The 22,600-nt window shown below is 65.3% G+C and carries 19 protein-coding genes; 11 read left to right on the forward strand and 8 right to left on the reverse strand.

The window, feature by feature from the left end; translation table 11 throughout:
• Positions 1-15 precede the first annotated feature (15 nt).
• Entirely contained in the window at positions 16-1,212 is a 1,197-nt protein-coding gene (locus KA712_21865) for a pyridoxal phosphate-dependent aminotransferase (GenBank protein ID MCG5055612.1), read from the forward strand.
• A 113-nt stretch (positions 1,213-1,325) separates the two neighbouring features.
• Here the strand turns inward: KA712_21865 and KA712_21870 are convergent, their stop codons facing one another.
• Positions 1,326-2,729 (reverse strand): sigma-54 dependent transcriptional regulator, encoded by a 1,404-nt coding sequence (locus tag KA712_21870; protein ID MCG5055613.1) that lies wholly within the window; start codon positions 2,727-2,729, stop codon positions 1,326-1,328.
• A 441-nt stretch (positions 2,730-3,170) separates the two neighbouring features.
• Here KA712_21870 and KA712_21875 point away from each other — a divergent pair, with 441 nt between their 5' ends.
• From KA712_21875 to KA712_21900, 6 genes are all read left to right on the forward strand, one after another.
• Positions 3,171-4,991 carry a tetratricopeptide repeat protein gene (locus KA712_21875; GenBank protein MCG5055614.1) on the forward strand — a complete coding sequence of 607 codons (1,821 nt, stop codon included), beginning with the start codon at positions 3,171-3,173 and terminating at the stop codon, positions 4,989-4,991.
• A gap of 128 nt (positions 4,992-5,119) precedes the next feature.
• On the forward strand, positions 5,120-6,490 hold the full coding sequence (locus KA712_21880) for a KamA family radical SAM protein (protein MCG5055615.1): 1,371 nt from the start codon (positions 5,120-5,122) through the stop codon (positions 6,488-6,490).
• Positions 6,491-6,598: 108 nt separating this feature from the next.
• Positions 6,599-7,273 (forward strand): hypothetical protein, encoded by a 675-nt coding sequence (locus tag KA712_21885; GenBank protein ID MCG5055616.1) that lies wholly within the window; start codon positions 6,599-6,601, stop codon positions 7,271-7,273.
• 106 nt (positions 7,274-7,379) lie between these two features.
• Complete coding sequence (locus tag KA712_21890) at positions 7,380-8,675, forward strand: citrate synthase (protein MCG5055617.1); 1,296 nt, start codon at positions 7,380-7,382, stop codon at positions 8,673-8,675.
• Between the two features lie 104 nt (positions 8,676-8,779).
• Positions 8,780-9,874: an arginase family protein gene (locus KA712_21895; GenBank protein MCG5055618.1), complete on the forward strand. Its 1,095-nt coding sequence runs from the start codon at positions 8,780-8,782 to the stop codon at positions 9,872-9,874.
• 10 nt (positions 9,875-9,884) lie between these two features.
• Positions 9,885-10,943, forward strand: a complete 1,059-nt coding sequence (locus tag KA712_21900) for a metallopeptidase family protein (protein ID MCG5055619.1) — start codon at positions 9,885-9,887, stop codon at positions 10,941-10,943.
• Positions 10,944-11,018: 75 nt separating this feature from the next.
• Here KA712_21900 and KA712_21905 read toward each other — a convergent pair whose 3' ends face one another.
• A complete protein-coding gene (locus KA712_21905) occupies positions 11,019-11,981 on the reverse strand; it encodes a hypothetical protein (protein MCG5055620.1) in 963 nt (320 codons plus the stop codon).
• 479 nt (positions 11,982-12,460) lie between these two features.
• Positions 12,461-12,787, reverse strand: a complete 327-nt coding sequence (locus KA712_21910; GenBank protein MCG5055621.1) for a PilZ domain-containing protein — start codon at positions 12,785-12,787, stop codon at positions 12,461-12,463.
• A gap of 523 nt (positions 12,788-13,310) precedes the next feature.
• Here KA712_21910 and KA712_21915 point away from each other — a divergent pair.
• Genes KA712_21915 through KA712_21930 form a run of 4 tightly spaced genes read left to right on the forward strand, consistent with a single transcriptional unit; the run spans position 13,311 to position 17,533 of the window.
• Positions 13,311-14,747 carry a hypothetical protein gene (locus tag KA712_21915; GenBank protein MCG5055622.1) on the forward strand — a complete coding sequence of 479 codons (1,437 nt, stop codon included), beginning with the start codon at positions 13,311-13,313 and terminating at the stop codon, positions 14,745-14,747.
• A gap of 16 nt (positions 14,748-14,763) precedes the next feature.
• The gene (locus KA712_21920; GenBank protein ID MCG5055623.1) at positions 14,764-15,960 is read left to right on the forward strand and encodes a DUF1343 domain-containing protein; all 1,197 of its coding nucleotides are present in this window, start codon (positions 14,764-14,766) and stop codon (positions 15,958-15,960) included.
• 8 nt (positions 15,961-15,968) lie between these two features.
• Positions 15,969-16,523 carry a nicotinate (nicotinamide) nucleotide adenylyltransferase gene (gene nadD, locus KA712_21925; protein ID MCG5055624.1) on the forward strand — a complete coding sequence of 185 codons (555 nt, stop codon included), beginning with the start codon at positions 15,969-15,971 and terminating at the stop codon, positions 16,521-16,523.
• A complete protein-coding gene (locus KA712_21930) occupies positions 16,520-17,533 on the forward strand; it encodes a DUF2520 domain-containing protein (protein ID MCG5055625.1) in 1,014 nt (337 codons plus the stop codon). The genes nadD and KA712_21930 overlap by 4 nt, the downstream gene beginning before the upstream one ends.
• A gap of 47 nt (positions 17,534-17,580) precedes the next feature.
• Here KA712_21930 and KA712_21935 read toward each other — a convergent pair whose 3' ends face one another.
• The 5 genes from KA712_21935 to KA712_21955 all read right to left on the reverse strand — a co-directional run bounded on the left by KA712_21935 (position 17,581) and on the right by KA712_21955 (position 22,563).
• Positions 17,581-18,516 (reverse strand): DNA adenine methylase, encoded by a 936-nt coding sequence (locus KA712_21935; GenBank protein MCG5055626.1) that lies wholly within the window; start codon positions 18,514-18,516, stop codon positions 17,581-17,583.
• Positions 18,517-18,518: 2 nt separating this feature from the next.
• A complete protein-coding gene (locus tag KA712_21940) occupies positions 18,519-19,367 on the reverse strand; it encodes a uroporphyrinogen-III synthase (protein ID MCG5055627.1) in 849 nt (282 codons plus the stop codon).
• A 71-nt stretch (positions 19,368-19,438) separates the two neighbouring features.
• Positions 19,439-20,545 (reverse strand): agmatine deiminase family protein, encoded by a 1,107-nt coding sequence (locus KA712_21945; GenBank protein ID MCG5055628.1) that lies wholly within the window; start codon positions 20,543-20,545, stop codon positions 19,439-19,441.
• 20 nt (positions 20,546-20,565) lie between these two features.
• Complete coding sequence (locus KA712_21950; protein MCG5055629.1) at positions 20,566-21,468, reverse strand: carbon-nitrogen hydrolase; 903 nt, start codon at positions 21,466-21,468, stop codon at positions 20,566-20,568.
• A gap of 114 nt (positions 21,469-21,582) precedes the next feature.
• Positions 21,583-22,563 carry a hypothetical protein gene (locus KA712_21955; protein MCG5055630.1) on the reverse strand — a complete coding sequence of 327 codons (981 nt, stop codon included), beginning with the start codon at positions 22,561-22,563 and terminating at the stop codon, positions 21,583-21,585.
• Positions 22,564-22,600: the final 37 nt, after the last annotated feature.

Genomic DNA, 22,600 nt, shown 5'->3' on the forward strand with positions numbered 1-22,600 from the left:
CGTGGATCGACACTCATGAAACTCTCGAAGCGTCTGGACGTCATTGAACCCTCGATGACCCTCAAGGTCACCCAACGGGCAGCTGAGCTCAAAGCTCAGGGCGTGGACGTGATCAGCTTCGGAGCCGGTGAGCCCGACTTCGATACGCCCGCGCACATCAAGGAAGCCGCGAAGAAGGCCCTTGATGCGGGCGCGACCAAGTACACCGCGGTGGCCGGCACGCCCGAGCTCCGCAAGGCCGTCGCAGCCTGGTTCTCGAAGGACCACGGTCTCGATGTGTCTCCGTCCGAAGTGATGGTCTCGGCGGGTGCCAAGCAAGTGATCTACAACGCGTTCCAGGCCGTGCTGAGCGAGGGTGACGAGGTCATCCTGCCGGCGCCCTATTGGGTGAGCTACTCTGAGATCGCGAAGCTCGCGGGGGCAGTCCCCGTTCCCGTCGTGTCCACCGCGGCCGACAATTTCGTGGTCCGTCCCGAGGCCATCGCGAAGGCCATCACACCCAGGACCAAGCTCATTCTGGTCGTGTCACCCAGCAACCCCACGGGCGCCGTCTACGACGAGCCTACCTTGCGGGGCATCGCCGACCTCGTGGTCAAGCATGACCTGTGGATGCTGACAGACGACATCTACCGCTACCTTTGCTACGGAAACGCGAAGTTCGTTCAACCGGCCACCTTTGGCCCCGAGGTGCGCAAGCGCACCATCATCGCCGATGGGGTGTCGAAGGCGTACGCGATGACGGGCTGGCGCATCGGGTTCGCTTGCGCCCCCAAGGAGGTGATCGAGGCCATGGGCACGCTCCAGGGGCAGTCCACCACGAACGCCGCAGCCGTCAGCCAGGCGGCTGCCTTGGCGGCGATCAGCGGTCCTCAAGACGAAGTCGAGCGGATGCGCCTCGAGTTCGACAAGCGCCGCCAGTTCATGGTGAAGGGACTCAACGCGATCCCGGGCGTCTCCTGTGTCGAGCCGATGGGTGCTTTTTACGCATTTCCCGACGTTTCGGCCTACAACGGCAAGACCACGCCAGGTGGCAAGTTGATCAAGGACGATCTCGATCTGTGCGAGTACCTGATCAGCGAGGGGCGGGTCGCTCTGGTGCCAGGAAGTGCCTTCTACGCCCCGGGCTTCGTGCGCCTTTCCTACGCAACGTCTCAGGCAAACATCGAAAAGGGCCTCGGGCGCATCGCCGAGGCGCTCGCCCAGCTCAAGTGAGCGAGGCCCTGCGGGCCTGGTGAGCCCCTGCACCTCGTCTCCTTGGACCGGACATCCTGAAACGCCCGCCTGCCGCCAAGGCGCTGCGTGCCGGCGTTTTCGGGAGGCCCCTATCATACGGTGTGGGGCGTAAGCCGTTTACGGCGCAGCTTCTCGACCAGGGTCGTGCGGTTGAGCCCCAGGAGCTCTGCGGCCTTGTTCTTGTTTCCCCCCGTGCGTTCGAGTGCCTCGGCGATCATGCGTTCTTCCACGGCCTCGAGGATGGTCTTGAGGTCGGTGGCTCCTGCTTCTTCGGGAAGCGAGGGGATCACGCCGCTGCTCTGGCTGCTCTGGGCAGGCGCGGCGCTCGTCTGAAGCAGCCGGATGTTCGACGGCAGATCCGAGACGCCGATACGGCCGCTGCCCTTCATGATGACGAGGCGCTCGATGAGGTTCTCGAGCTCACGAATGTTCCCTGGCCAGCTGTGTCGCTTCAGCAGATCCAGCGCGGGCGGCTCGAGTCCCAGGATGGCCCGCCGGTGATGTTGGTTGGCGCGTTTCATGAAGTGCTCGACCAGAAGCGGGATATCGGCCGGGCGGGATCGCAGGGGCGGCATCTCGATCGGAATCACGTTCAGGCGCCAGTAGAGATCAGAGCGGAACCGGCCCGCTTCGGCCTCGGCGGCCAGGTCACGGTTCGTCGCTGCAATCACGCGCACGTCAATCTGCACCGGGGCTTCTTGTCCGACCGGGTAAAGTTCGCCTTCCTGAATGACGCGCAGGAGCTTGGCTTGCACGCCCATCTCCATCTCGCCAACTTCGTCGAGGAAGATCGTGCCTCCGTCTGCTTGGCCGAATCGCCCCGTGCGGGCGTTGTTGGCGCCCGTGAAGGCACCTTTGGTGTGCCCGAAAAGCTCCGACTCGACCAAGGTCTCGGGGATCGCTGCACAGTTGACCGCCACGAAAGGCGTCTTCGCGCGGGGCGAACCCGCCACGATGGAGCGGGCCACGAGCTCTTTGCCGGTGCCCGACTCACCGGTGATGAGTACGGTACACGAGGTGTCCGCGACTTGCGCGATCATCGCGAGCACAGGCATGATCGCAGGGTCTTCCCCGAGAAGCCACGGCGCGAAGCGATCCCTCCAAGCTGAGGGATCGAGGATCGGGGGCGGCGTTTTCTCCGAGAACCCGAGGACGTGATCCAAGACCTCCTCGAGTGCCGGAAACTCGAAGGGCTTGATCAGGAAGTCTCGGGCTCCGGCCCGCATGGCCCGCACGGCATCGGGGATCTCCGCGCTTCCGCTCATGACGATGACGGGGGTGCTTGGGCTGTGGCGCCGGGCGGCTTCCAGGATCTCGAAGCCGTTCACCTCCGGCATGCGAAGGTCGGTCACGATCACGTCGAAGGTTCCGTTCGCGACGTGACCCAGGCCCTGCGGGCCGTCCGCTGTCACCACGTCGAAGGAAAGGGTGCGCAGCAGCCTGGCCAGGCCTCGGCAAAGCGAGTCTTCGTCGTCGCAGAGTAGTAGCTTTCTCACCAGAGCTCCAGGGGAAGTAAGGGCAGGGGACCGGAGGCGAGGCGTAGTCAGACAGGGGCGAAACGGGGGCGAACTAGGTGGTTCGATCACCCCCGCCCACGAAGGCGCAGATGTAAGTTAAGTGGCTGTAATCTTGACTGAAAGAGCATAGGCCGCGCCACGCCATTATGGCACGGGTTCAATTTTTGGGTCAAGCCGATGTGTAAGGCGGCCGATAGTTGACGGTTTATTCCCGCGCCCAGGGAGCGGTGCTTCTCAACACGAGCGCGGGTGCTTTCGGGGTGCGCGCCAACGCAATTCACTTGGCTCCCGACGCCCCGGAATACGACCCGCTCGGACGCGTTGGCGCCGCATGCGGTGGCTTTGTCTCTCGATCCCGCTCACATCTGGAAAAGCGGCATTTTTCCCTCACGCACCCACTTTGGTGCATACACTTCGCCCGTGACCGACCCGGCGAAATCATTGTTGCTCCGTTTCGAGCGCGCACTGCACGAGCTCGACGCCTCCGTGGATCTGCAGCCTGCTTCGGCGCAGGCCGATGTCGCAGGCCGGCTCTCCGCCCGGCTCGGGCGGCCCGTCCCTCAGGGCGTTGCGGCCTTCTTTGGTGCCTACGACGGCGGCACCATTTCTCGGAAAACGGGCGAGCAGGGTCAGGCCGAACTTCTGGTCAGGTTCATCACCTTCGACGAGGCGGTTTCGCTCTGCGAGCAGGGCGGTGCGTCTCTCAAGGGGCTGTGGCCGGTACTCCAGCGCGGGGGGCAGATCGTGGCGCTCGACGCTGAAGCGCCCACGACCGAAGAGGCGGAGTGGCCGGTCGTGCAGGTAGCTGACCGGAGCGTGGACCGGCTCGGCTCGTCGCTGCTCCGCTTTTTGCTGGTGCTGATGGCGGAAGCCGCCTACGAGCTCCGCATGCCCGACGAGCGCCCGGAACCGGAGGGGCAGCAGGATACCGAGTTGCGACTCCGCCGGCTGGAGCTGGCGCGTGAGCGCTGCGACCTGGACCCTCAGCTCTCCGACCACTGGGTGGACTTCGCCGACTTGCTGGAAGAAGCGGGCGATAAACGAGGGGCACAGCAGGCACTCGAACGGGGCCTGGCCGCAGCGCATCCTCCGGGCCCGGCGTTGCTGACCGGCCTCGGCTTTCGTGCTTTGTTGGCAGGCGACCTGGAGGCGGCCCGCAACGCGCTAGAAGACGCCGTGTCTCTCGAGGCCATGACCGCCAGGGATGACGATGCCCGTCTCGACGCGGCGGCGATGCTTCTGCTCGTCGCCAAGGAGAGCGGCGACTCGCAACTGGGTAAACGGGCGCGGTCGACGCTGAAGAACGCCATGGCCGCCACGGGGGCCTACTGGCGGGCCGAGGCCGTGCGCGCCCTGGCGGTGGGGGACGGGACGAGGGCCGACCTTGCTCTTCGCCTGGTGGACCTCCTCATCCCCGAGGATACCGACGCTGCGGTCCTCGCCGGCGCGAGCCCGGCCGTTCGCGCCTCCGTGGCGGCCATCGTACGGGCCCGGACGGCGCTCGACGACGGTGACTTCGACGCCGCCGCCCGAGCGGCCCGCGAGGCCATCGGGGCCTGCGGGAGTTTGGCCATCGCGCACGCGTTGCTGGCAGAGGCGCTCAATGCGCTTCGCAGCAAGCAGGCCGTAGACTACGCCCGCCGCGCCATCGAGCTGAACCCCGCTCTCGTCGATGGCTGGCGCGAATTGGGTGATGCCCACATCGAGGGCCGCAACATGGCTTCCGCCATCGAGGCGTTCGATGAAGGCATAAAGCGAGACCCGGCTTACGGTCTATTGCATGCAAAAAAAGCTCAGGCGCTGCTCGAGCAGGGCCGGCGTATCGAGGCGCTCGAAGCGATAGGCAACGCTAGCGAACTTGGGGGGGATGCGTTCTTTCTGGCTGCGGTGCGGGGTGACATCCTGTCCGCGATGGAACGGCACAAGGAGGCGGCGGAAAGCTACGATCAGGCGCTCATCTACGAGCCCGAAGATCACTGGACGCTGCACCAGGGCGCGCTGGAACACGCTCAAGCGGAAAACCTCGAAAGGGCTGCGGAGCTCTTCGAGTTGGCGCTGCGCCACGACCACGACGGTTGCCATCAGACGCTCATCGACTATGCGCAGCTCATGCGGCAGGCGGGGCGGATCGGGGACGCGGTTCGCTTGTACCGACGTGCCGTGGCCGCGGCGCCCTACGAACAACAATGGCGTACTTGGCTCAAAGAGGCAGAGGCCGAACTCAAGGCAGCGCCGAACTGACCTTCGTTCGTATTTGAAGACGGGGCGTTACCCACAGGACGTCACCCGGCGGCACGAAGTGGGCGTATGAATTGGCCTATGATCGGAGTGGGCGCTACCCTTTGTTTATGAGCGGTCAGTCGTTGCCGATGGCGCCGATGGCTTTGGCCGCCCCGACAGGGACAGGGCAAAAGCCTGCCGCGGGCCCCGAGGCCGTCCAACACCGCGAGCTCCTCGACGGGGAGTTCTGGAGGCGCATCCCTGCCTACGCGGATGTGGGGCGGCAGGAGTTTTACGACCACCAGTGGCAGGCCAAGCACAGCATCACCAGCGTGGGAAAGTTGCTGTCCGCGGTGCAGGCGTTGGTTCCCCCTGCCTTCATTGCGGATGCGGAGGAGGGGTTCCGGCGTGCGCCGATGTCGGTGCGTGTGTCACCTTACCTCCTCTCTCTCATCGACTGGAGTGACCCCGTCGCCGACCCTCTTCGCACTCAATTCATTCCTCTGGCCAGTAGCCGTCTTCCCGACCATCCCAAGGTGGACCTTGACAGCCTTCACGAGCGGAAAGACGCGCCTGTCCTCGGGCTGACCCATCGCTATCCCGACAGAGCCCTTTTCCTGCCCCTCGACATGTGCCCCGTTTACTGTCGTTTCTGCACCCGCAGCTACGCCGTGGGGCGCGACACCGAGGAGGTCACCAAGTTCCAGCTGAGGGCCAACCCGGAGCGATGGGGCCAGGCTTTCGCCTACATCGCCTCCCGCCCCGAGGTGGAGGACGTGGTGATTTCGGGAGGCGATTCCTATCAGCTGCGGCCCGACCAGCTCGAGCACATCGGAAACAGCCTCCTGGCCATCCCCCACGTGCGGCGGATGCGCTTTGCCACGAAGGGGCCTGCCGTCATGCCCCAGAAGATCCTGACGGACGAGGACTGGACGGATGCGCTGACACGGGTGGTCGAACGCGGCCGCCGGCAGCACAAAGACGTGGTGCTGCACACGCACTTCAACCACCCGAACGAGATCACGGAGCTCACGCGCGCCGCGATGAACCGGCTCTTCGAGCGGGGGATCTACGTGCGCAACCAGACGGTCCTTCAGCGGCGGGTCAACGACACTCCGCAGATCATGACCCTGCTCGTGAAGCGGCTGTCTTACGTCAACGTTCACCCCTATTACGCGTATCAACACGACATGGTGAGAGGCGTGGAGGACCTGCGGACCCCGCTTTGGGTGACGCTGGACCTCGAAAAGCGGGTGCGCGGAGCGACCACGGGCTTCAATACCCCAATTTTCGTCGTGGACGCGCCGGGCGGTGGCGGCAAGCGCGACGCCCATTCGTTCGAGCATTACGACAGGACCACGGGGATCTCGGTGTTCACGAGTCCCGCCGTGAAGCCCGACGAGACGTTCTACTACTTCGACCCGCTCGACACCTTGCCCGAGGAGGGGCAACGGCGTTGGGCCGATCCTTTGCAGCACCAGGCGATGATCGAAGAAGCCGCGGCGGCGGCGTCTCGGTAGCGGAGGTTTGGCGCCACCAGGTGCTAATGTTGTCCGATGTCCGGAGGATGTACGAACTGCGGCCGCAAGGGGGGCTGCGACTCGCGAAAGCACGAGATGATGGCGGAGGTGCAGAAGGCCCTCCAGCAGCTTTATCCCACGGGACGCTGGGACCAGCGTGACCACGGTGCCGGGCCCTTGGCGGGTGGGGGGCCTGCGGCGCAGTTTGGACCTGCCCTGGCCGAGGCACTGTCTCAGCGGCTCAAGGCGTTCGCCTTGTTCTGCCCCGGAGAGCCCGAGGACTTCAGCGACTACGTTTACGTTTTATGCCTGGGGCGGAAGCCCTGTCTCCTCGAGGCCCGCGAGGGTCTGACCTCGGCCGAGAGCGTGATTGGTGAAAACGTGGGCGCGCGCGTGCAGGAGCTCTACCTCCGGGTGTCGCTGTCGACCCTGGCGCCCTTCGCAGCCGTGCAGGAGCTGCGCATGGAATTGGTCGCGCCCCGGCCGGGCGAACGCGACTGGCTGCTGCAGCAGCAGTCGCGGGCGGGCGTATTCGACCCTGTGTTGCTGCCTCGCTATCAGAAGCTCGTGGCGGTGCTTACCGAACACGGCGTACGAAACGTGGATTTCGGCGAGATCGACGAGGCTCCCGAAGGCTTCGACGGAGACGCCCATTTCGAGCGCTTCGGGGTGCCCGCCACCACGGCCAACTACCTTTTCTTCGCAGGTCCGACGGAAGGGCTCGGCGCCGAGGTCATTCACGCGACCGATGTCTCTCTCGTCCGACACCTACCCGAAACCTAAATCGAGAGGCGCGGCCAGGCTGGGAGGATTTGTGAGATGCGCTATAGACGTTCCTTGGCGATTGGATATCCTCGGTTAGCCCGAAGATTGCTTTGATTTTGGAGGAATGCGCGTGTCTCAAAAAGCCCAGTTGGTCCTTGATGGCAAGACGGTTGACCTGCCTGTCGTGGTGGGAAGCGAGCAAGAGCACGGCCTCGACATCCGGAAACTGCGGGCCGAAACGGGCTTCATCACGCTGGACCCGGGGTTCGTCAACACGGGCTCCACGACGAGCGCCATCACCTACATCGACGGTGACACAGGGATCTTGCGCTACCGGGGCATTCCGCTTGAAGAGCTGGCGGCAAAGAGCACCTTCGTCGAGGTCTCTTACCTGCTGATCTACGGGAAGCTTCCTACAAAGACCGAACTCGAGAACTTTCGCGCGCTCATCAAGCGGCACTCGATGCTTCACGAAGACATGAAGCACTTCTTCGACGGCTATCCCTCGACGGCGCATCCGATGGCGATTCTGTCTGCCATGGTGTGCTCCCTGTCGGCGTACTACCCCGACTCCCAGGACGTCCAAAATCAGGACGCCAACGACATCCACATCGCCCGCTTGCTCTCGAAGGTGCGCACCATCGTCGCATACTCGTACAAGAAGTCGATCGGGCAGCCGTTCATGCACCCGAAGACCTCTCACAGCTACGTGGCGAACTTCCTGCAAATGATGTTCGCGGTTCCCACGGAGCCCTACGAAGTGGACGAGGAGGTCGTGCGCATGCTGGACGTGCTTCTGATGCTCCACGCCGACCACGAGCAGAACTGCAGCACCTCCACCGTGCGGATGGTAGGCAGCTCTCACGCCTCCGTCTACGCCGCCATCTCTGCCGGCATCTGTGCGTTGTGGGGGCCGCTTCACGGCGGCGCCAACCAGGAGGTGCTCGAAATGCTCGAGGCCATCGAGAAGGACGGGGGAGACCACAAAAAGTTCATCGAGCTGGCGAAGAACAAAGACTCCGGCTTCCGCCTCATGGGCTTTGGCCACCGCGTGTACAAAAACTACGACCCGCGGGCCCGCATCATTCGTGAACAGGCCGAGAAGGTCTTGGCGCGCCTCGGAAAGAGCGATCCCCTGCTCGACATTGCCCGGCGTCTGGAAGAGGACACCCTCAAGGACTCCTATTTCGTGGACCGCAAGCTGTTCCCGAACGTGGACTTTTACAGCGGCATCATCTACCGCGCCCTCGGCATTCCCACGAACATGTTCACGGTCATGTTCGCTCTGGGGCGCATGCCGGGCTGGTTGGCGCACTGGCGCGAGATGCTGGCGGATCCGCAGACCCGCATTGGACGCCCACGTCAGATCTACACGGGCAACACGCTCACCCACTACGTGCCCGTGGAACAGCGATCCTGAGGGGCCTCGAAGCGACGCGCACGTGGTCTGAGCACCATGGCGCGTCGCGCGTTTTGGGGCGACTCACCTGGCGGGGGGGGCCGAGGGCGGGATACGATCACAGCATGGAGCCGCTTCGGTGGATGCTGCGACCCGCCGGCGGGGGAATCTATACGGTCTCCACGGGGCGGGCACGGCAAGCCGAGTTGCAGCAAAGGCTCTACGGTGTCGCAACGCCCGGAGAGGTCGAAGCGGCCTGGATAAATGATCTGTCGACCTTGTCGAGCGCGCGCGGCGCGGTGCTTGGGATCCCGTCTGACGTGGGGGCGGGGTTAGTCAGGGGCGCCGCCTATGGTCCCGAAGAGCTCCGCCGCGCCTGGCTCGCCCTGGACGCCCGGGGTCCTCGAGGCGTTCCTGGACTCCGGGACGTGGGCGACGTGCGGGTCGTGCCGCAACTGCTCCACGATGAGATGCTCGCGCCGGTTCAGGTTCAGGCCACGAGACACGCCCTTTACCCACGGGACGAGGTGCCAGCCGCTACGGCAAGCCAGCTGCCCGTGTCGCCCCTTTCGATCGCCGAGCGGGTCATCGACGAGCTTCTGACGTGCAACCCACGCCTCAAGTTGCTGGTGCTGGGCGGGGACCACTCCGTAGCATGGCCGGTGGTGGCGGCCCTGAGCCGACACGTGAAGGAGCCCTGGGGGATCGTGCACTTCGACGCCCATACCGATCTTCTCCCCTCCAGGCTGGGCATCCGGCATTGCTTCGCCACCTGGGCATTCCACGCCCTGGCGCTGCTGGGTGATCCGGCCCGCATGCTCCAGATCGGCATCAGGGCATCCGGGCGCGAGCGGGGGCATTGGGAGTCGCAGCTGGGTGTTCGGCAGCTTTGGGCCGAGGAGGTGAGGGCGCGCCCGATTCCGGACACGGTTTCGCAGGTGGTCGACCACCTCGCGCGGACGGGCATAGAGAAGGTTTACATTTCGAACGACATCGACGGGACCGATGCCCTGGTGGCCCCGGCCACGGGAACCCCAGAGCCGGCGGGGCTCGCGCCCGAGTTGGTCGAGGCCGTCATCGCCGCGATCGGGGCCCGATTCGACATCCTGGGCGCGGATCTGGTGGAGGTGGCTCCGCCGGTGGGGGACCCCGACGGTGCAGCGCGCACCTGCGCGCTTGGCGCGCGATACCTGGTGGCGTCCGCCGCCGCAATGCTGTAGAGACCGGCGAATGATCCACGACGAAGCTTCCGACGGAACGGGTGGGCCCATGGATGAGCGCTTGGGGCAGGCTTGGGCTCTGCTCGAGGCCGGCGACGCCGAGGGCGCGCGTGCGCTGGTGAAGACCTTCGTCGCCGAGGAGGGCAGCGAGGCTGACGTGCTCCTCCTTCTGGCCGCCTGTGCGCGCGAGGAGGGCAACGACGATGAGGCGCTCGAGGTGCTGGGGCGGGCCTCCGCTCGGGATCCCGAGTGGGCCACCCCGCATCTTTGGATGGCCGAGCTGCTCTTGTTGCAAGGCCGCGGCGTCGAAGCCCTCAAGCACGCCCGCAAAGCCGTTGACCTCGCTGAGGATGAAGACGAGTTTCTTTCGGCCGTCGTGTTCCGCGCGAGCCTCGAATTGGAAAGCGACAATCCGGCTGCAGCGAAGGCGGCTCTGGACGAACTGCCGCCGCCCGAGGTGTTGGCCGGAACGCCCGAGGTTGCCATCGATGCAGCCGAACTCCACCTGTCTTTGGGTCAACCGGCGCGTGCGCGGGCCCTCGTGCAGTCTCTCATCGATGCCAACGAGGACGAAGAGACCTTGGCCGATGCGTGGCATACCATGGGGCTCGTGGAAGAGGCCAGCGGAGACGAGACGGCCAAGCGCCGCGCTTGGGTGCGGACCCACGAGCTGGACGAGCGCTTGTCAGCGGAGAACGAGACGTTCGCCGCCGACGCCGAGGAGGTCCAGGCCATCGCGGCGAGTGCATTCGAAGAGCTGCCTGCGAAGGCTCGCAAGCTTCTGCAGAATGTTCCCATTCTGATCGACGACCGACCCGGCCGAGACGAAGTGGCCGAGGGACTCGATCCGCGTCTTCTGGGGTTGTTTCGGGGCTTGCCCATGCCCGAGGAAGAGACGATGGGCCCTGGGCCCGGGCTGAGGCAGATTGTGCTGTACCGACACAACCTGCAAAGAGTGGCGCCTGACGACATGTCGCTCGCCGAAGAAATTCGGGTGACGCTTCTTCACGAGACGGGTCACTTCTTCGGCCTCGACGAGGACGAGCTCGAAGCCCTCGGCCTCGACTAACAGTGCAGTAAAGAAAAGCCCCCGCGGGTAATTTCCCTGCGGGGGCCCTCGCGACCTCCTCGAAGCCCGAGAAGGCTAGAGCGCGAAGAGGTCGGGCCGGGCGGCGGCCTTGTCGACGGCCTCCACCAGTTCTTTCTGCACCTGCTCCAGGCGCTTGATCGTGCGTTGAATCGCCAGGTAACGCAGCTTGTACGCCTCCATCCGCACCTGCTCGGGTGAGCCCGACATTGCGGCATCGAAGAGGGGCGTTGGTTTGATGGGGACCACCGTGTTGCCCTCGGGCGTGGGGGCGATCTTGCGAGTTGTCCAGCTGGCCCCGGTGGAGGCGCGAATTTGGAAGGCCTCGATGTCCTTGCCCGGACAGTCGGAACCGCCATCTTTGCACACGGGAGAGCCCACCTCCACGAGGTTGGCGATCGCAAGCACACCTGCCCGGTCGAACACCACGCCGTAGTTGGCAGAACCACCTTCAGCGGCCTTTTCGGCGGCTTTTTTCTCGAAGGCCTCAAGCGACTCCTTGTCGGCCTGTGTGCGGCGTACGTGCTCGTCGACCTCACCGTAGAGGGCAATGGTGTCGTAGTAGTACGACATCAGGTTGTCGACCACGAGGTCAGGAAGGCGGTAGTAGTCCACCTTGAAGATACGGGTGGTGCTGGGTTTGTTCTTGAGGTCGAGCTTGGACAGATCTTCCACCACCTTGGGGTCGTAGCCAAGAGGGTCGTTCTTGAGGCGCTGCTGGCTCAACGCGACGGCGTCGCGGATGGCGGTGACGTTCTTCTGGATGCCGTCCAGCTCGACTTTCACGACCTTCGCCGCCTGGTTGGCGTTGTTGTACGCCCGGCGCGCCACGGAAGCGGCACCAAGCCCGTACCCCGCGGCCACACCCACGGTCACGAGCACCAGGGCAATGATGATACCGGTGCGCCCTCCGCGCTCTCGCACGTTCTCGACCGGCACGCCGTCGTCGACGGGCCGTAGGTCGAAGAGCTGCGGTTGGCCCGGCGCAGGACGGAACGAAGCATAGGGGTCGGGCGGCATCGCCTGCGGAGCCATCGCAGCCCCGGGCGCGACGGGAACCCCACTGGGTGAGCCGCGAAGCCCCCCGTTGCCCGGCGAGCTTGGGGCCGGAGCGCGCACCTGAGGCTGACCGAGAGCCTGGGGCATTTGTGCCGCCACGGGCGCCGGGAGGGGCTGCTGGAGGCTCGGAGCACCCGCAGCGCCAGGCGCGCCCCCCGCCGATGCCCGCCGGTGCGGCTCCCGGCTTGAGCAGGCCAAGTCGCGCTTTCAGATCGGCAATCTCTCTTGCCGGTTTCTTCGGCTGGTCCAACAGACGTCCTCCCGAAATGATTGAGTCGAGGGCGCGAACGAAGCGGCCCGTGCTGACACTGAAGCAGCGAATATCATCGCGGGGGCGGCAGCAGTGTCAAGGGAATAACTTCCCCGGACATAACGCGAAGTTGTGCACCGGGCGATCAGCAAACGAGGGAAGGCCCGCGGTCTCACACCGCCTTCTGTGCTCAATTGCTGGCGAGAAAGCTGGCGAGCCGTTCCTGCGACGAAGACGGGACGTGGGTGAAGCGAACGGCTACCTCGCCCTCGCCTTCTCGGATGACCTCTCCCGAAGCCGTAAGGACGTCCTCGCTCCCCGGCAGTTGGAACTGGAGGCCGATGTACTGTGTGTCGATGTGAGGACCAAGGAGGGTCTGGAGGCGCATGCCCGTCATGCTCACATCGCGGGCGACGCACAAGTAAGGGTGTCCTCCCAGAAAGCGGTTCATGAAAAGGTCCACGGGGGCGCGGGTGTCCCGGCGACGATCCGAGGCTTGGGTGTCGGTGGAAGTCATGCACGTTCTCCTGAAGGGGGGGGTGATCGCCGGTTGAAGGTGGCCAGGACGATCGTTAGTCACAGGTACGACATGTAATACCATGTCGGATTCTGTCGCAAGTTTTACTCTGCGAACTCGTGCTGCCCCCCCTAGCGGTGACCTTCCTCCCACGGGACTGTTGGACGGAACCGGTCAAGTTCGGAAGACCACCGGTCGAAGAGCACCCCGCGGGCGGGCCGAGGCTCGCTTGCGTGTCGTCGCCCGACGCCATTCGCGGACATCCCTCATGCCGTGACCATGAACGCGGGCTCCGAAAACAAAACCTCCTGCACACTTGACTCGCTGCGCACATCCAACTGATAATCAAGAGAAGAAGTTTCTGACCCGTAAGAGGCGGGCCTTGGCTCGACCGGAAGACTCATCTGGAATCAGCTTCCGAAATCGAACCCGTCCCCGGGGCCTTCAGCCTCGAACTCTGTATCGTTCTCTCCCTAGCTTCGTCGTTTGATCGTTTGCGCATCCACCAGAAGGAGCGATTGGTATGTACCGTTTCCAGATAGGGCTCATTGCCGCCGGGGTGTTGTTGGCTTCGACCGTGGCCGTGTTTTTGGGCGTGACCTCGAATTTGGACGCCGCAGCCGAGGCCCAGGCCAAGGCCAAGGCCACCCGATCCGCCGTCGTGTTCCAACAGTTGAGCCGCCTCGAGGGCCTGGACTTCGCAAACGCGGCCGGAAAGTTCGCTGCCCGCGAGGCGATGCCGAAAGTGTTCCTCGAGTCGGACGAGACCGAGCGACGGAAAGCCGCGTTCACCCAGGCCGAGACGGTCCAAAAGTTGTTGGAGGCGGACGCTCGTCGCGCTGCAATCGTGGCTGTGCTCGATAAGGCGGGCAAGGTCATCGCGCGCGACCTGAACCCCAATGCCATGTACGGCGACAACCTCTCTGACAAGCAGGTCGTGCAAGAAGCGCTCGCGGGGCGTCCGGCGCTCGACGTTTGGAACTTCGCCCGGAGCATGACAAGGGTCTCCGTGGCCCCCATCAAAAGTGGCTCGGAGGTGGTGGGTGCGTTGCTCCTCGGTTACGTCATGAGCCATCAGGAGGTCCGGAACCTCAGCGACCTCGTCGGCGCTCCCCTTGCGGTGTTTCACGAGGGCAAGGTCCAGACCTCGAGCTTCGTCACGTCCGAAGGCAAAGAGGACGGCAACAAAACCCAAGCGGTGTCGTCTGTCCTTTTCGGGGCCGACAAACCGGCCGATATGGCGCTGGCCAAAGGACAAGCCACCGAAGCGATTGACGTTGCGATAGACGGCACGGCTTACGAGCTCGTCGCGGCTCCGATCGTTGGCAACATGCAGGACAAAACGGCGGGTGTGGCCGTGTTGGTCCCAAGGGCCCAGGGCGCGAACCTGGCCTCGATGGCGGGTGGTCAGATCTGGCTTCTGGGTCTCATCGGCGTGCTCGCGGTGGTCTTCGCCGCCGCGATGACGGCACGCCGTTTCGTGCGTCCCCTGGACAACATCGAAATGGGCGTGGCCGAGGTCATCAACGGCAACATCGACTACACCTTCAAGCCCGTGGGCCCCGACTTCGAGGGTCTCTCGAACGGCCTCAACGTGATGCTGGCCCGTCTTCTCGGACGCGACGAGCCGGACGAGGACCAGGTAGAGGAGGAGGAAGGTACGAGGTGGAAGGCCGAGCAAATGGTCATCGAAGAGGGTGAAGGCCAGCCCCCGGGTGTAGACCCGCAGGCGCTCGCGCAAGAGAGCGAGGCTGCGTACTACCCGCGCTTGTTCAACGAGTATGTCACCGCGCTTCGGAACGCAGGTGTACGGGCCGACGGTGTCAGCGTCCAGTCCTTCACGGCCAAGCTTCGGCTCACCGAGGGTGGGCTCAAGCGAAAGTGGAAGTGTCGGATGGTGCGCTTCGTGATGGTGGCCAGCGGCGAGACCATCGTTTTTCGTGCCGTGAAGATCGCCTGACCGCACGGCTTGAGCCATGTTGGTTGCGAGCGGGCTCGACGTGTTGTGCGAGGATCGCCTGGCGCTCTGTCGAGGGCGCCGGGTTGGTCTTTTGTGCCATCCCGCTTCCGTCGCAGGTGACCTCACCCACGCACTCGATCGCCTGATCCAGTTGGGAATCCGTCCGGTTCGCCTCTTCGGTCCGGAGCACGGAATTCGGGGCGAGGCCCAAGACATGATCGGGGTCGATGCGGGTCGCGACCCGCGAACCGGACTGCCCGAAATAAGCCTCTACGGAGATACGTTCGCCTCGCTCGTTCCGTCCCAGACCTCGCTCTGTGATTTGGACGTTCTGCTGATCGACCTTCAGGACGTGGGGAGCCGCTATTACACCTTCATCTGGACGATGGCGCTCGCCATGAAGGCGGCCGCCGAGGCGAAGGTGATGGTGGTGGTGCTCGATAGACCGAACCCGCTCGGCGGCGAGGCCATCGAGGGGGGAGACGTGGCCATCGAGTCCTTCGTGGGCCTGGGGTCGATCCCGGTGCGGCACGGGCTGACTCCTGGGGAAGTGGCCCGGCTGATCAAGGCGGGCCTGCCTTGGGGAGCTTCCCGCTTCGGGCTCCCCCTGGACCTGGAACTGGAAGTGGTACCGCTTCGGGGCTGGCGGCGCACCATGGCCTTCGAGGAGACGGGCCTGCCCTGGGTTTTGCCTTCCCCAAACATGCCCACCGTGGACACGGCCTTCGTGTATCCGGGCCTGTGTTTGCTCGAAGGAACGAACCTTTCAGAGGGCCGTGGGTGCACCCGCCCGTTCGAGATCTTTGGAGCGCCTTTCGTCGACGGTCATGCACTGGCCGAGGCCCTTGCGGGCGATGGTCTGCCGGGCGTTCGGTTTCGTCCGCTCACGTTTCGGCCCACGTTCCATAAGCACGCCGGGCTGCCTTGCGGGGGGGTTCAGGTCCACGTGAGCGACCGGGCTGCCTTTCGGCCTTATCTGACCGGCGTGGCCATTCTACGGCAGCTGCGCCGACTCTGCGGTGAGGCCTTCTCGTGGCGGACCGAGCCCTACGAATTCGTGGCGGACCACCCGGCCATCGATCTGCTCACGGGAAGCGCCGCGGTGAGGGAAGGGGTAGATGCCGGGGCCTCGCTCGGCGATTTGGAGCAAACCTGGCGGGCGGCCGAGGCGGCCTTCCCCGAGCGACGTGCGCCCCACCTGCTATACCCGTAGCAGGAGCCATGCACGTCGCCCTATTCGGGGGCAGCTTCAACCCTCCCCACGTTGGCCACCAGTTGGCGGCGCTGTACGTCCTCGAGACTGCGCCTGTCGATGGTTTGTGGCTCGTGCCCTGTTTTCAGCACGCGTTCGACAAGGCCCTCGAGCGCTTCGAGTACAGGGTGAAGATGTGCGAGCGCATGGCGGCGGCGCTCGGGCCGCGGGTGCGGGTAGAGACGATCGAGGGGCAGCGGGGGGGGGTGAGCCGCACGCTGGATACGGTCAAGGCGTTGCGTGTGGCCTATCCCGGGGTGCGGTTCTCGCTGATGATCGGGGCTGACTTGCGGCACGAGCGCTCGACCTGGTACGGAGCCGACGAACTCGCGACGTTGGTAAACTTCATCGTGGTGGGGCGCGCCGGCGCAGACCCGGACGCTGCGGTTCAGATGCCCGCCGTGAGCTCGACGGAGGTCCGGGAGCGCCTCGCACAGGGCAAGCCCGTCGACGCGCAGGTGCCGCGTGCCGTGCTCGACGTGATTCGTGCCCACACGCTTTACGGGTTTCGGGAGGCGCGATGAGCGACACCGCGGAACTCGACCCTGCGAGTCCCACCCCCTTGGTCACGTTGGTGGGTGCAGGTCCCGTGGGCGCGGGCCTTGCGGGCAAGCTGGTCCGCTCGGGGGTGCCCGTGGCGGCTCTTTACGGGCGAACCGAACGCCAAGCGATGGAGGCCGCGATCTCGGCAGGCGTGCTGGGTCTTTGCGAGGATGTCTCGGAGCTCGTTCGGGGGGCCGACGTGGTGATCGTGGCGGTCTCAGACTCCCGCATCGGCGAGGTCGCAGAGGCCTATGCTCGAAAAGGCGTGATCGGGAGCAACCAGGTGGTGCTTCATACGTCGGGGGCGTGGGCCGCCGAAGAGCTTCTCGCAGGGCTCCGCGGAAAGGTGAAGGGCCTGGGAACGCTTCACCCCCTGGCCTCGCTCTCCCAACGCGCTCAGGCTCATGCGCGTTTGCATCAGGCATCCTTTGCGGTCGAAGGGGACGACGTGGCCCTGCCGGTGGCGAGGCGATTGGTGCATCGCATGGGGGGAACGCCCATGGCGCTTGCGCCCGGAAAAATGCCGCTTTATCACGCCGGGGCAGCCATTGGCTCGAACCTGGTGGTGGCTCTCGTGGACCTGGCTCGCAGGGTGCTCACGGCGGCCGGAGTGGACCCGTCTCACGTGGTGCCCGCCCTGGTCCCCTTGCTGCGCAGCACAGCCGACAACCTCGCGCGCCAGGGACTTCCTCAGGCCCTGACCGGGCCCGTAGCCCGGGGTGACGTGGGCACGGTCGAACGACATTTGCACGCACTCGAGACCGCTCTTCCCGACGTGGCGGCGCTTTACCGGCGCCTGGGGCAGGAGGTGCTTCAGGTGGCCGAAGCGCGGATGCCCGAGCTCGAGGGCAAGGTTCGTGAGACTCTGCGGGGGCTCTTTCGCCCCGATGGCACGCCAGCCGACGCAGCCGCCCCGGGCGATGGACCGCAGAAGGAAGGATCGGGGCGCCCCGCAGCTGCTTCCCGGAGGAAAGGCAACGGAAGGGCGTGAGCGCAGCCTCGGGACTTCCCGGGGATCGGACGAGGTTTCGTGGCCCGTCAACGCTTGGAGGCTCTGGGGGGACGGTAGTTGAGGACCACCAGCTCGGCGACGGGACCCCGGCGGTCAGCCCGCGTGTTGATGGCTCGTCGCGCGGGGACTTGGTGTACGTCGAAGGCGCGGTAGAGACGCCGGACGAACGGGGTATCGCTGTTGGAGAGCATCACGTGGCAGCCGCGTGCGCCCAGCGCTCCGTACACCTCGGCCAGGGCCTCCTGATCTTCGCGCGAAAAGCTGTGAGCGGTGTAGCTCGTGAACGAGGCCGATCCCGAGACGGGATCGTAGGGCGGGTCGAAGTAAATGAAGTCGCCCGCCCGGGCCACTTTCAAGACGTGGGCAAACTCGCGCGTTTCTAGCTTCACACCGCGCAGGCAGGCACGCACGGCTTCCAGGTTGCGGGTGTCATAGACGCCAGGGCGTACGTAGCGGCCCATCGGCACGTTGAACTCGTTGCGGCTGTTGACCCGGTAAAGGCCGTTGTAGCAGGTCTTGTTCAGGTAAATGAAGCGGGCGGCGCGGGCTGCCTCGGAGAGCGTTTCGGGCCGCTGGGCACGGACCTCGTAGTAGTGATCCTCGTTGTGAAGGCTCTTGTGCCGTGCCAGCAGCTCGAGCACCGCGGGCAAGTCGTTTTGAAGGGACTTGTACGTGGTGATGAGCTCATCGTTCCGATCGAAGAGCCAGCAGCGCTTGGGGCGCAAGACATGCTTGACGTGGAAGAATACCGCGCCGCCACCCACGAAAGGCTCGATGAAGCGCTCCACTTGGCCTGCAGGGGGATAAAAGGTCGCGAAGCGCGTCAGGAGCTGCGACTTGCCCCCGGCCCACTTCAAAAAGGGGGAAGCAGGGTGGTTCGGCTCTTCGCCCTCACTGCGGCGGCTGCGGCCTGCGTAGGGGGCAGGGGCCTCCTGGGCCCGCTGAGGTCGTGTGGCAGCCACGGTCAGTCTTCGCCCGGGGCGGGCGCGCCGGTTGTGCCGAGGGCTGCCGTGAGAGCGTTGGTGAGACGCTTCATCACGAAGCTCTTTTCGGGCATGACGTCGGTGTCGACCCCGCGATCCGCAAGCGCTTCGGCCACCACGGGGCCCACGCTGGCGACGAGGCTTTTCGACAAGCCCTCGACCAGCGCCTCGCGCAGTTGCCGCGCTTCGGCTACCTGGAAGAGACGGTCGACCTGGGAGGCGCTGGTGAACGCGATCGCGTCGATTCGCCCCGCCTGGAGGCCGTCGATGAGCGCGGCCACCCGGGTCTCGTCGGAGGCAGGCGCGTAAATGTACGGAGCGACCGGCGTTGCGAAAGCGCCCGCTTCCGCCAGGAAGGTCATGAGGGGCAGATTCGGCTCGGTGCCGTAGAGCTGAACGCCCACCCGTCGACCGCGGAGGTCAAGTGGCCTCAGCGTCTCGATGACGCCGGCCGTGGTGGGCACGGCCGCAGGCAGGTCCGTGCTGAGCTTCAGCTCGTGAAGGGCCCGGGCCGGCTTGGGACCGCGGGTGATGCGACGGACGCGGGCGAGCGCCTCGGTGACGGCTTCGACGCGGCCCGCTCGGGTGGCTCGGCTCACCAAGCGCCGAAGGCCCTCGCCTGTAAGAAAAATGACGTCGTCAAACCCCCCTGCGACGAGGGTGTCCAGCCAGGCGTCGACCGGTGCGGGATCCGGGGCGTCGAGAATCGAGACCAGTGGGCAGCGCAACGTCTCGGCGCCATCGGCCTCGAGCAGCGCGGCCAATCGGTCGAGCTCGCGGGTTTCGGGGAGGGCGACCAGCCGGCCGGCCAGGGGGTGTTCGTTCTGCATGAGCCTTCGCGGGGGGATTTTCCAGGCCACTTGCAGGGAAGGCAAGCTCCCTGGCGGCGATCTTTTCGGGATCAAGGCCGCGGCTGTTGCTGGCTGAGGCAGTGCAAAGTACCGAAGCCCCAGACCAGATCTACGGCGTGCACTCCCACCACTTCGCGACCGGGGAACAGCTCGGCCAAGAGGCCAAGGGCCTGGCGGTCACGCGGATCGTTGAACGTGGGCACCAACACCACCTGGTTCCCGATGTAGAAGTTCGCATAGCTCGCGGGCACGCGATAGCCCTTGAAAAACAGGGGGCTCGGCATGGGCAGAGGCACCACGTTCAGGCGACGGCCATCGGCCAGGCGTGCGCTCTGCAAACGCTCCCAGTTCTCGGAGAGAGGCCTGTAGTTCGGGTCGTGGGCGTTCGTCTCTTGGCACAGCACGACCGTGCCCTCATCGACGAAGCGGCACAGATCGTCGACGTGGCCGTGCGTGTCGTCCCCGGCTATGCCGTGCCCGAGCCAGATGGTGTGAGGGGCTCCGAGAGCCCGGGCGAAGAGGGTCTCGTAGTCGATGCGGGTCCAGCCTGCGTTTCGCACCTGCACCTTGGGGTCGAGCAGGCACTCCTCGGTGGTGAGAATCGTCCCCTTGCCGTTGACGTCGATGGCGCCCCCTTCGAGCACCACGGGCCGGCCGGCCGCCTCCACGGGAAGCAAGGGCACATCCAGCGCCTTGGCGGCTTTGGCGGCGACCTTTGTGTCCTTTTGCCAGTCAGGGTACTTGGCCCAAGCGTTGAACTTGAATCCTGCGATGGCCACGCTGGCCCGGCGCCCCTTCTTTTGGCGCACGAAGATGGGGCCAAAGTCTCGGGCCCACACCCGGTTCGTGGGAAAGCGACGAAAGTCCAGCTGCGAACGGTCGACGTGTGCAGCGTCCAGGACCCGCCGCGCTTTGGCTTCGTGGGCGGCGTCGTTGACCAGAAGATTGACCCGTTCGCCGGGGGTGAGGAGCCGCACGATTTCGGCCCACACCCAGGGGATGGCCCCGAATTTTCCGGGCCAGTCGCGCGTGTTGTGGGGAAAGGCCAGCCAGGTGGCCTCGTGAGGTTCCCATTCGGCGGGCATGACGCCGAGATCACTCCCCGCGGGGACGGGGGCGGATTCGGCCAGGCGGGCAGGGCGCTTGCGGGGGGGCATGGGCGTTCGAGGGGCGTGAATCAACGGGGGGGCTGGTCGAGGAAGCGGCGGGTGATGTCACCGTAGGCGTCGATGCGGCGATCCCGCAGGAAAGGCCAACCGCGCCGCACCTCCTCGATGCGTGCAGGGTCGATCTCGACGAGCAGCGTCTCTTCACGATCGGTCGACGCCTCGGCCAGGATCTGGCCTTGTGGGTCACACACGAAGCTCGTCCCCCAAAACTCGAGGCCGGCCTGACCGGGCGGGCCCGGTTCGTGGCCCACGCGGTTGACAGCTGCGACGTAGACGCCGTTGGCCACGGCGTGGCCGCGCTGGACGAGCTGCCACGCTTGTCGTTGCTGCACGCCGTACTCCGCCTTCTCGAGGGGATGCCAGCCAATCGCGGTGGGGTAAAAGAGCACCGACGCTCCCTGAAGGGCAGTGAGGCGTGCCCCTTCCGGGTACCACTGGTCCCAGCAGATGAGGGTGCCGATGCGGCCTGCCTGCGTGTCGAAGGCGCGGAAGCCGAGGTCACCGGGGGTGAAGTAGAACTTTTCGTAGAAGGCGGGGTCGTCGGGGATGTGCATTTTGCGATACACGCCCACCGTTTGGCCGTCGGCGTCGATGACCACGAGGCTGTTGTGGTAAAGGCCGAGAGCCCGCTTCTCGAACAACGGCACCACGAGGGCCACTTTGTGGCTCCGTGCCACCTCGGAAAAACGCGTGGTGGAGGGGCCCGGAATCGTCTCTGCCAGGTCGAACAGCTCCGCATCTTCTTTTTGGCAGAAGTAGGGGCTGCGGTAGAGCTCGGGAAGGCAGACGACCTGGGCGCCCGCCCGCGCCGCCTCGGCGACCTTTTCGGCGGCCTTATCTTCGTTCTCGGACGGTTTGTCCGACATCGCCATCTGCAGCAAACCCACCGTGAACTTGCGTGGAACCGACATGCGCTTCCTGTTAGCAGAAACGAGGGGCGGGGGGAACGGCTCGGGCTCGCCATTTCGGCAACGCTTGCTCCGGGCTCCTTCCCGGCTCGGGTGGGGCCCAGGCTCGACTGGCCGTCAGGACGACTTGAGCGACTTGGCCAGCTGAACTTGCCCCGGGGGCAAAAGCTTGAGCGCCTCCTTGAAGGTCTTGCTCTTGAACGCTTCTTGTTCCTTCTCCGCGGCTTTGTCGGTGGTGGTGTTCATGCCCAGTCTTTGGAAGGTGACGGCCGCGTGCGCTGCAATCTCCTCTTGAAGGGAGGCGAACTGGGACTCGAAAACGTTTTTGGACATCTGGATCCTCACCACCGGCGTGTCTTGGTGAAGGCCGACGAACGCGAAGGTTTTAAGGTCGGGGGCCCGCCGGAACATGGACGTGGTGAACTCGATCCAATAGGTCATGGCCTTGTTGAACGAAAGGGTTGGCGCGTAGCTGTCCTTGCCGTCTTCGAGGAAGGGAAACTCGACCACGGCGGAGCGGGACGCTTCGTCGAGCGTTAGCTTCGGTTGGTGTGCGAAGCCCTCGTCGACGCGAACCGCTGGTTTCGGGGTCTCCACGTGGCAGGTGTCTTGGGGGTCCTCGACCGGTGCCCGGTTCAAGCTGGCGTCGAACGCGCGTTCGACCGCTTGGGGGAAGGTCAAGGGTACGGCATTGTCGCAGGTGGGCCCTTGGCGGCCCCGCGGGCGCTCGACGATGGCCAGGGGCTTGACGTTCGCTTTGGCGTCGGCTTCGGAGGCGAACACTTCGGCGCGAAACTCCACGGGCTCGAACGCACCCCGGGTCATTGCCCAGGCATACAATGTGTGTAGGACCGGGTAGACCTGTTGGCGGTCCGCGGGCTGGTTGAGCGCCGCTTTGAGGCTGACGACCTGGCCGTCCGACGGCCCGCTGACCTCGTCCGCGACGATCTTGAACGAGGGAACGCCGCCGGGGATCTTCGGCTGGTCGCAGCAGGTCTTGGGCTCGCTTTGTCGAGAGGCAGGGCAGGCTGCGGCGCCGAGCGCGCAGGCCAGGGTCAAGGCCGACAGGGGGGGCACGCTGAACGGAATGCGGCGCATGGAGGTCTCCAGGGGCAGACGAGGATCCCATGACCGT

The organism is Myxococcales bacterium, assembly GCA_022184915.1.
Classification (GTDB): Bacteria; Myxococcota_A; Polyangia; order Fen-1088; family Fen-1088; genus JAGTJU01.

Excerpts from the sequence above, each read along its gene's own strand:
- KA712_21865 (MCG5055612.1), top strand. The coding sequence starts at position 16 with ATGAAACTCTCGAAGCGTCTGGACGTCATTGAACCCTCGATGACCCTC.
- KA712_21880 (MCG5055615.1), top strand. The coding sequence starts at position 5,120 with ATGGCGCCGATGGCTTTGGCCGCCCCGACAGGGACAGGGCAAAAGCCT.
- KA712_21890 (MCG5055617.1), top strand. The coding sequence starts at position 7,380 with ATGCGCGTGTCTCAAAAAGCCCAGTTGGTCCTTGATGGCAAGACGGTT.
- KA712_21895 (MCG5055618.1), top strand. The coding sequence starts at position 8,780 with ATGGAGCCGCTTCGGTGGATGCTGCGACCCGCCGGCGGGGGAATCTAT.
- KA712_21900 (MCG5055619.1), top strand. The coding sequence starts at position 9,885 with ATGATCCACGACGAAGCTTCCGACGGAACGGGTGGGCCCATGGATGAG.
- KA712_21905 (MCG5055620.1), bottom strand. The coding sequence starts at position 11,981 with ATGCCGCCCGACCCCTATGCTTCGTTCCGTCCTGCGCCGGGCCAACCG.
- KA712_21910 (MCG5055621.1), bottom strand. The coding sequence starts at position 12,787 with ATGACTTCCACCGACACCCAAGCCTCGGATCGTCGCCGGGACACCCGC.
- KA712_21915 (MCG5055622.1), top strand. The coding sequence starts at position 13,311 with ATGTACCGTTTCCAGATAGGGCTCATTGCCGCCGGGGTGTTGTTGGCT.
- KA712_21920 (MCG5055623.1), top strand. The coding sequence starts at position 14,764 with ATGTTGGTTGCGAGCGGGCTCGACGTGTTGTGCGAGGATCGCCTGGCG.
- nadD (MCG5055624.1), top strand. The coding sequence starts at position 15,969 with ATGCACGTCGCCCTATTCGGGGGCAGCTTCAACCCTCCCCACGTTGGC.
- KA712_21930 (MCG5055625.1), top strand. The coding sequence starts at position 16,520 with ATGAGCGACACCGCGGAACTCGACCCTGCGAGTCCCACCCCCTTGGTC.
- KA712_21940 (MCG5055627.1), bottom strand. The coding sequence starts at position 19,367 with ATGCAGAACGAACACCCCCTGGCCGGCCGGCTGGTCGCCCTCCCCGAA.
- KA712_21945 (MCG5055628.1), bottom strand. The coding sequence starts at position 20,545 with ATGCCCCCCCGCAAGCGCCCTGCCCGCCTGGCCGAATCCGCCCCCGTC.
- KA712_21950 (MCG5055629.1), bottom strand. The coding sequence starts at position 21,468 with ATGTCGGTTCCACGCAAGTTCACGGTGGGTTTGCTGCAGATGGCGATG.
- KA712_21955 (MCG5055630.1), bottom strand. The coding sequence starts at position 22,563 with ATGCGCCGCATTCCGTTCAGCGTGCCCCCCCTGTCGGCCTTGACCCTG.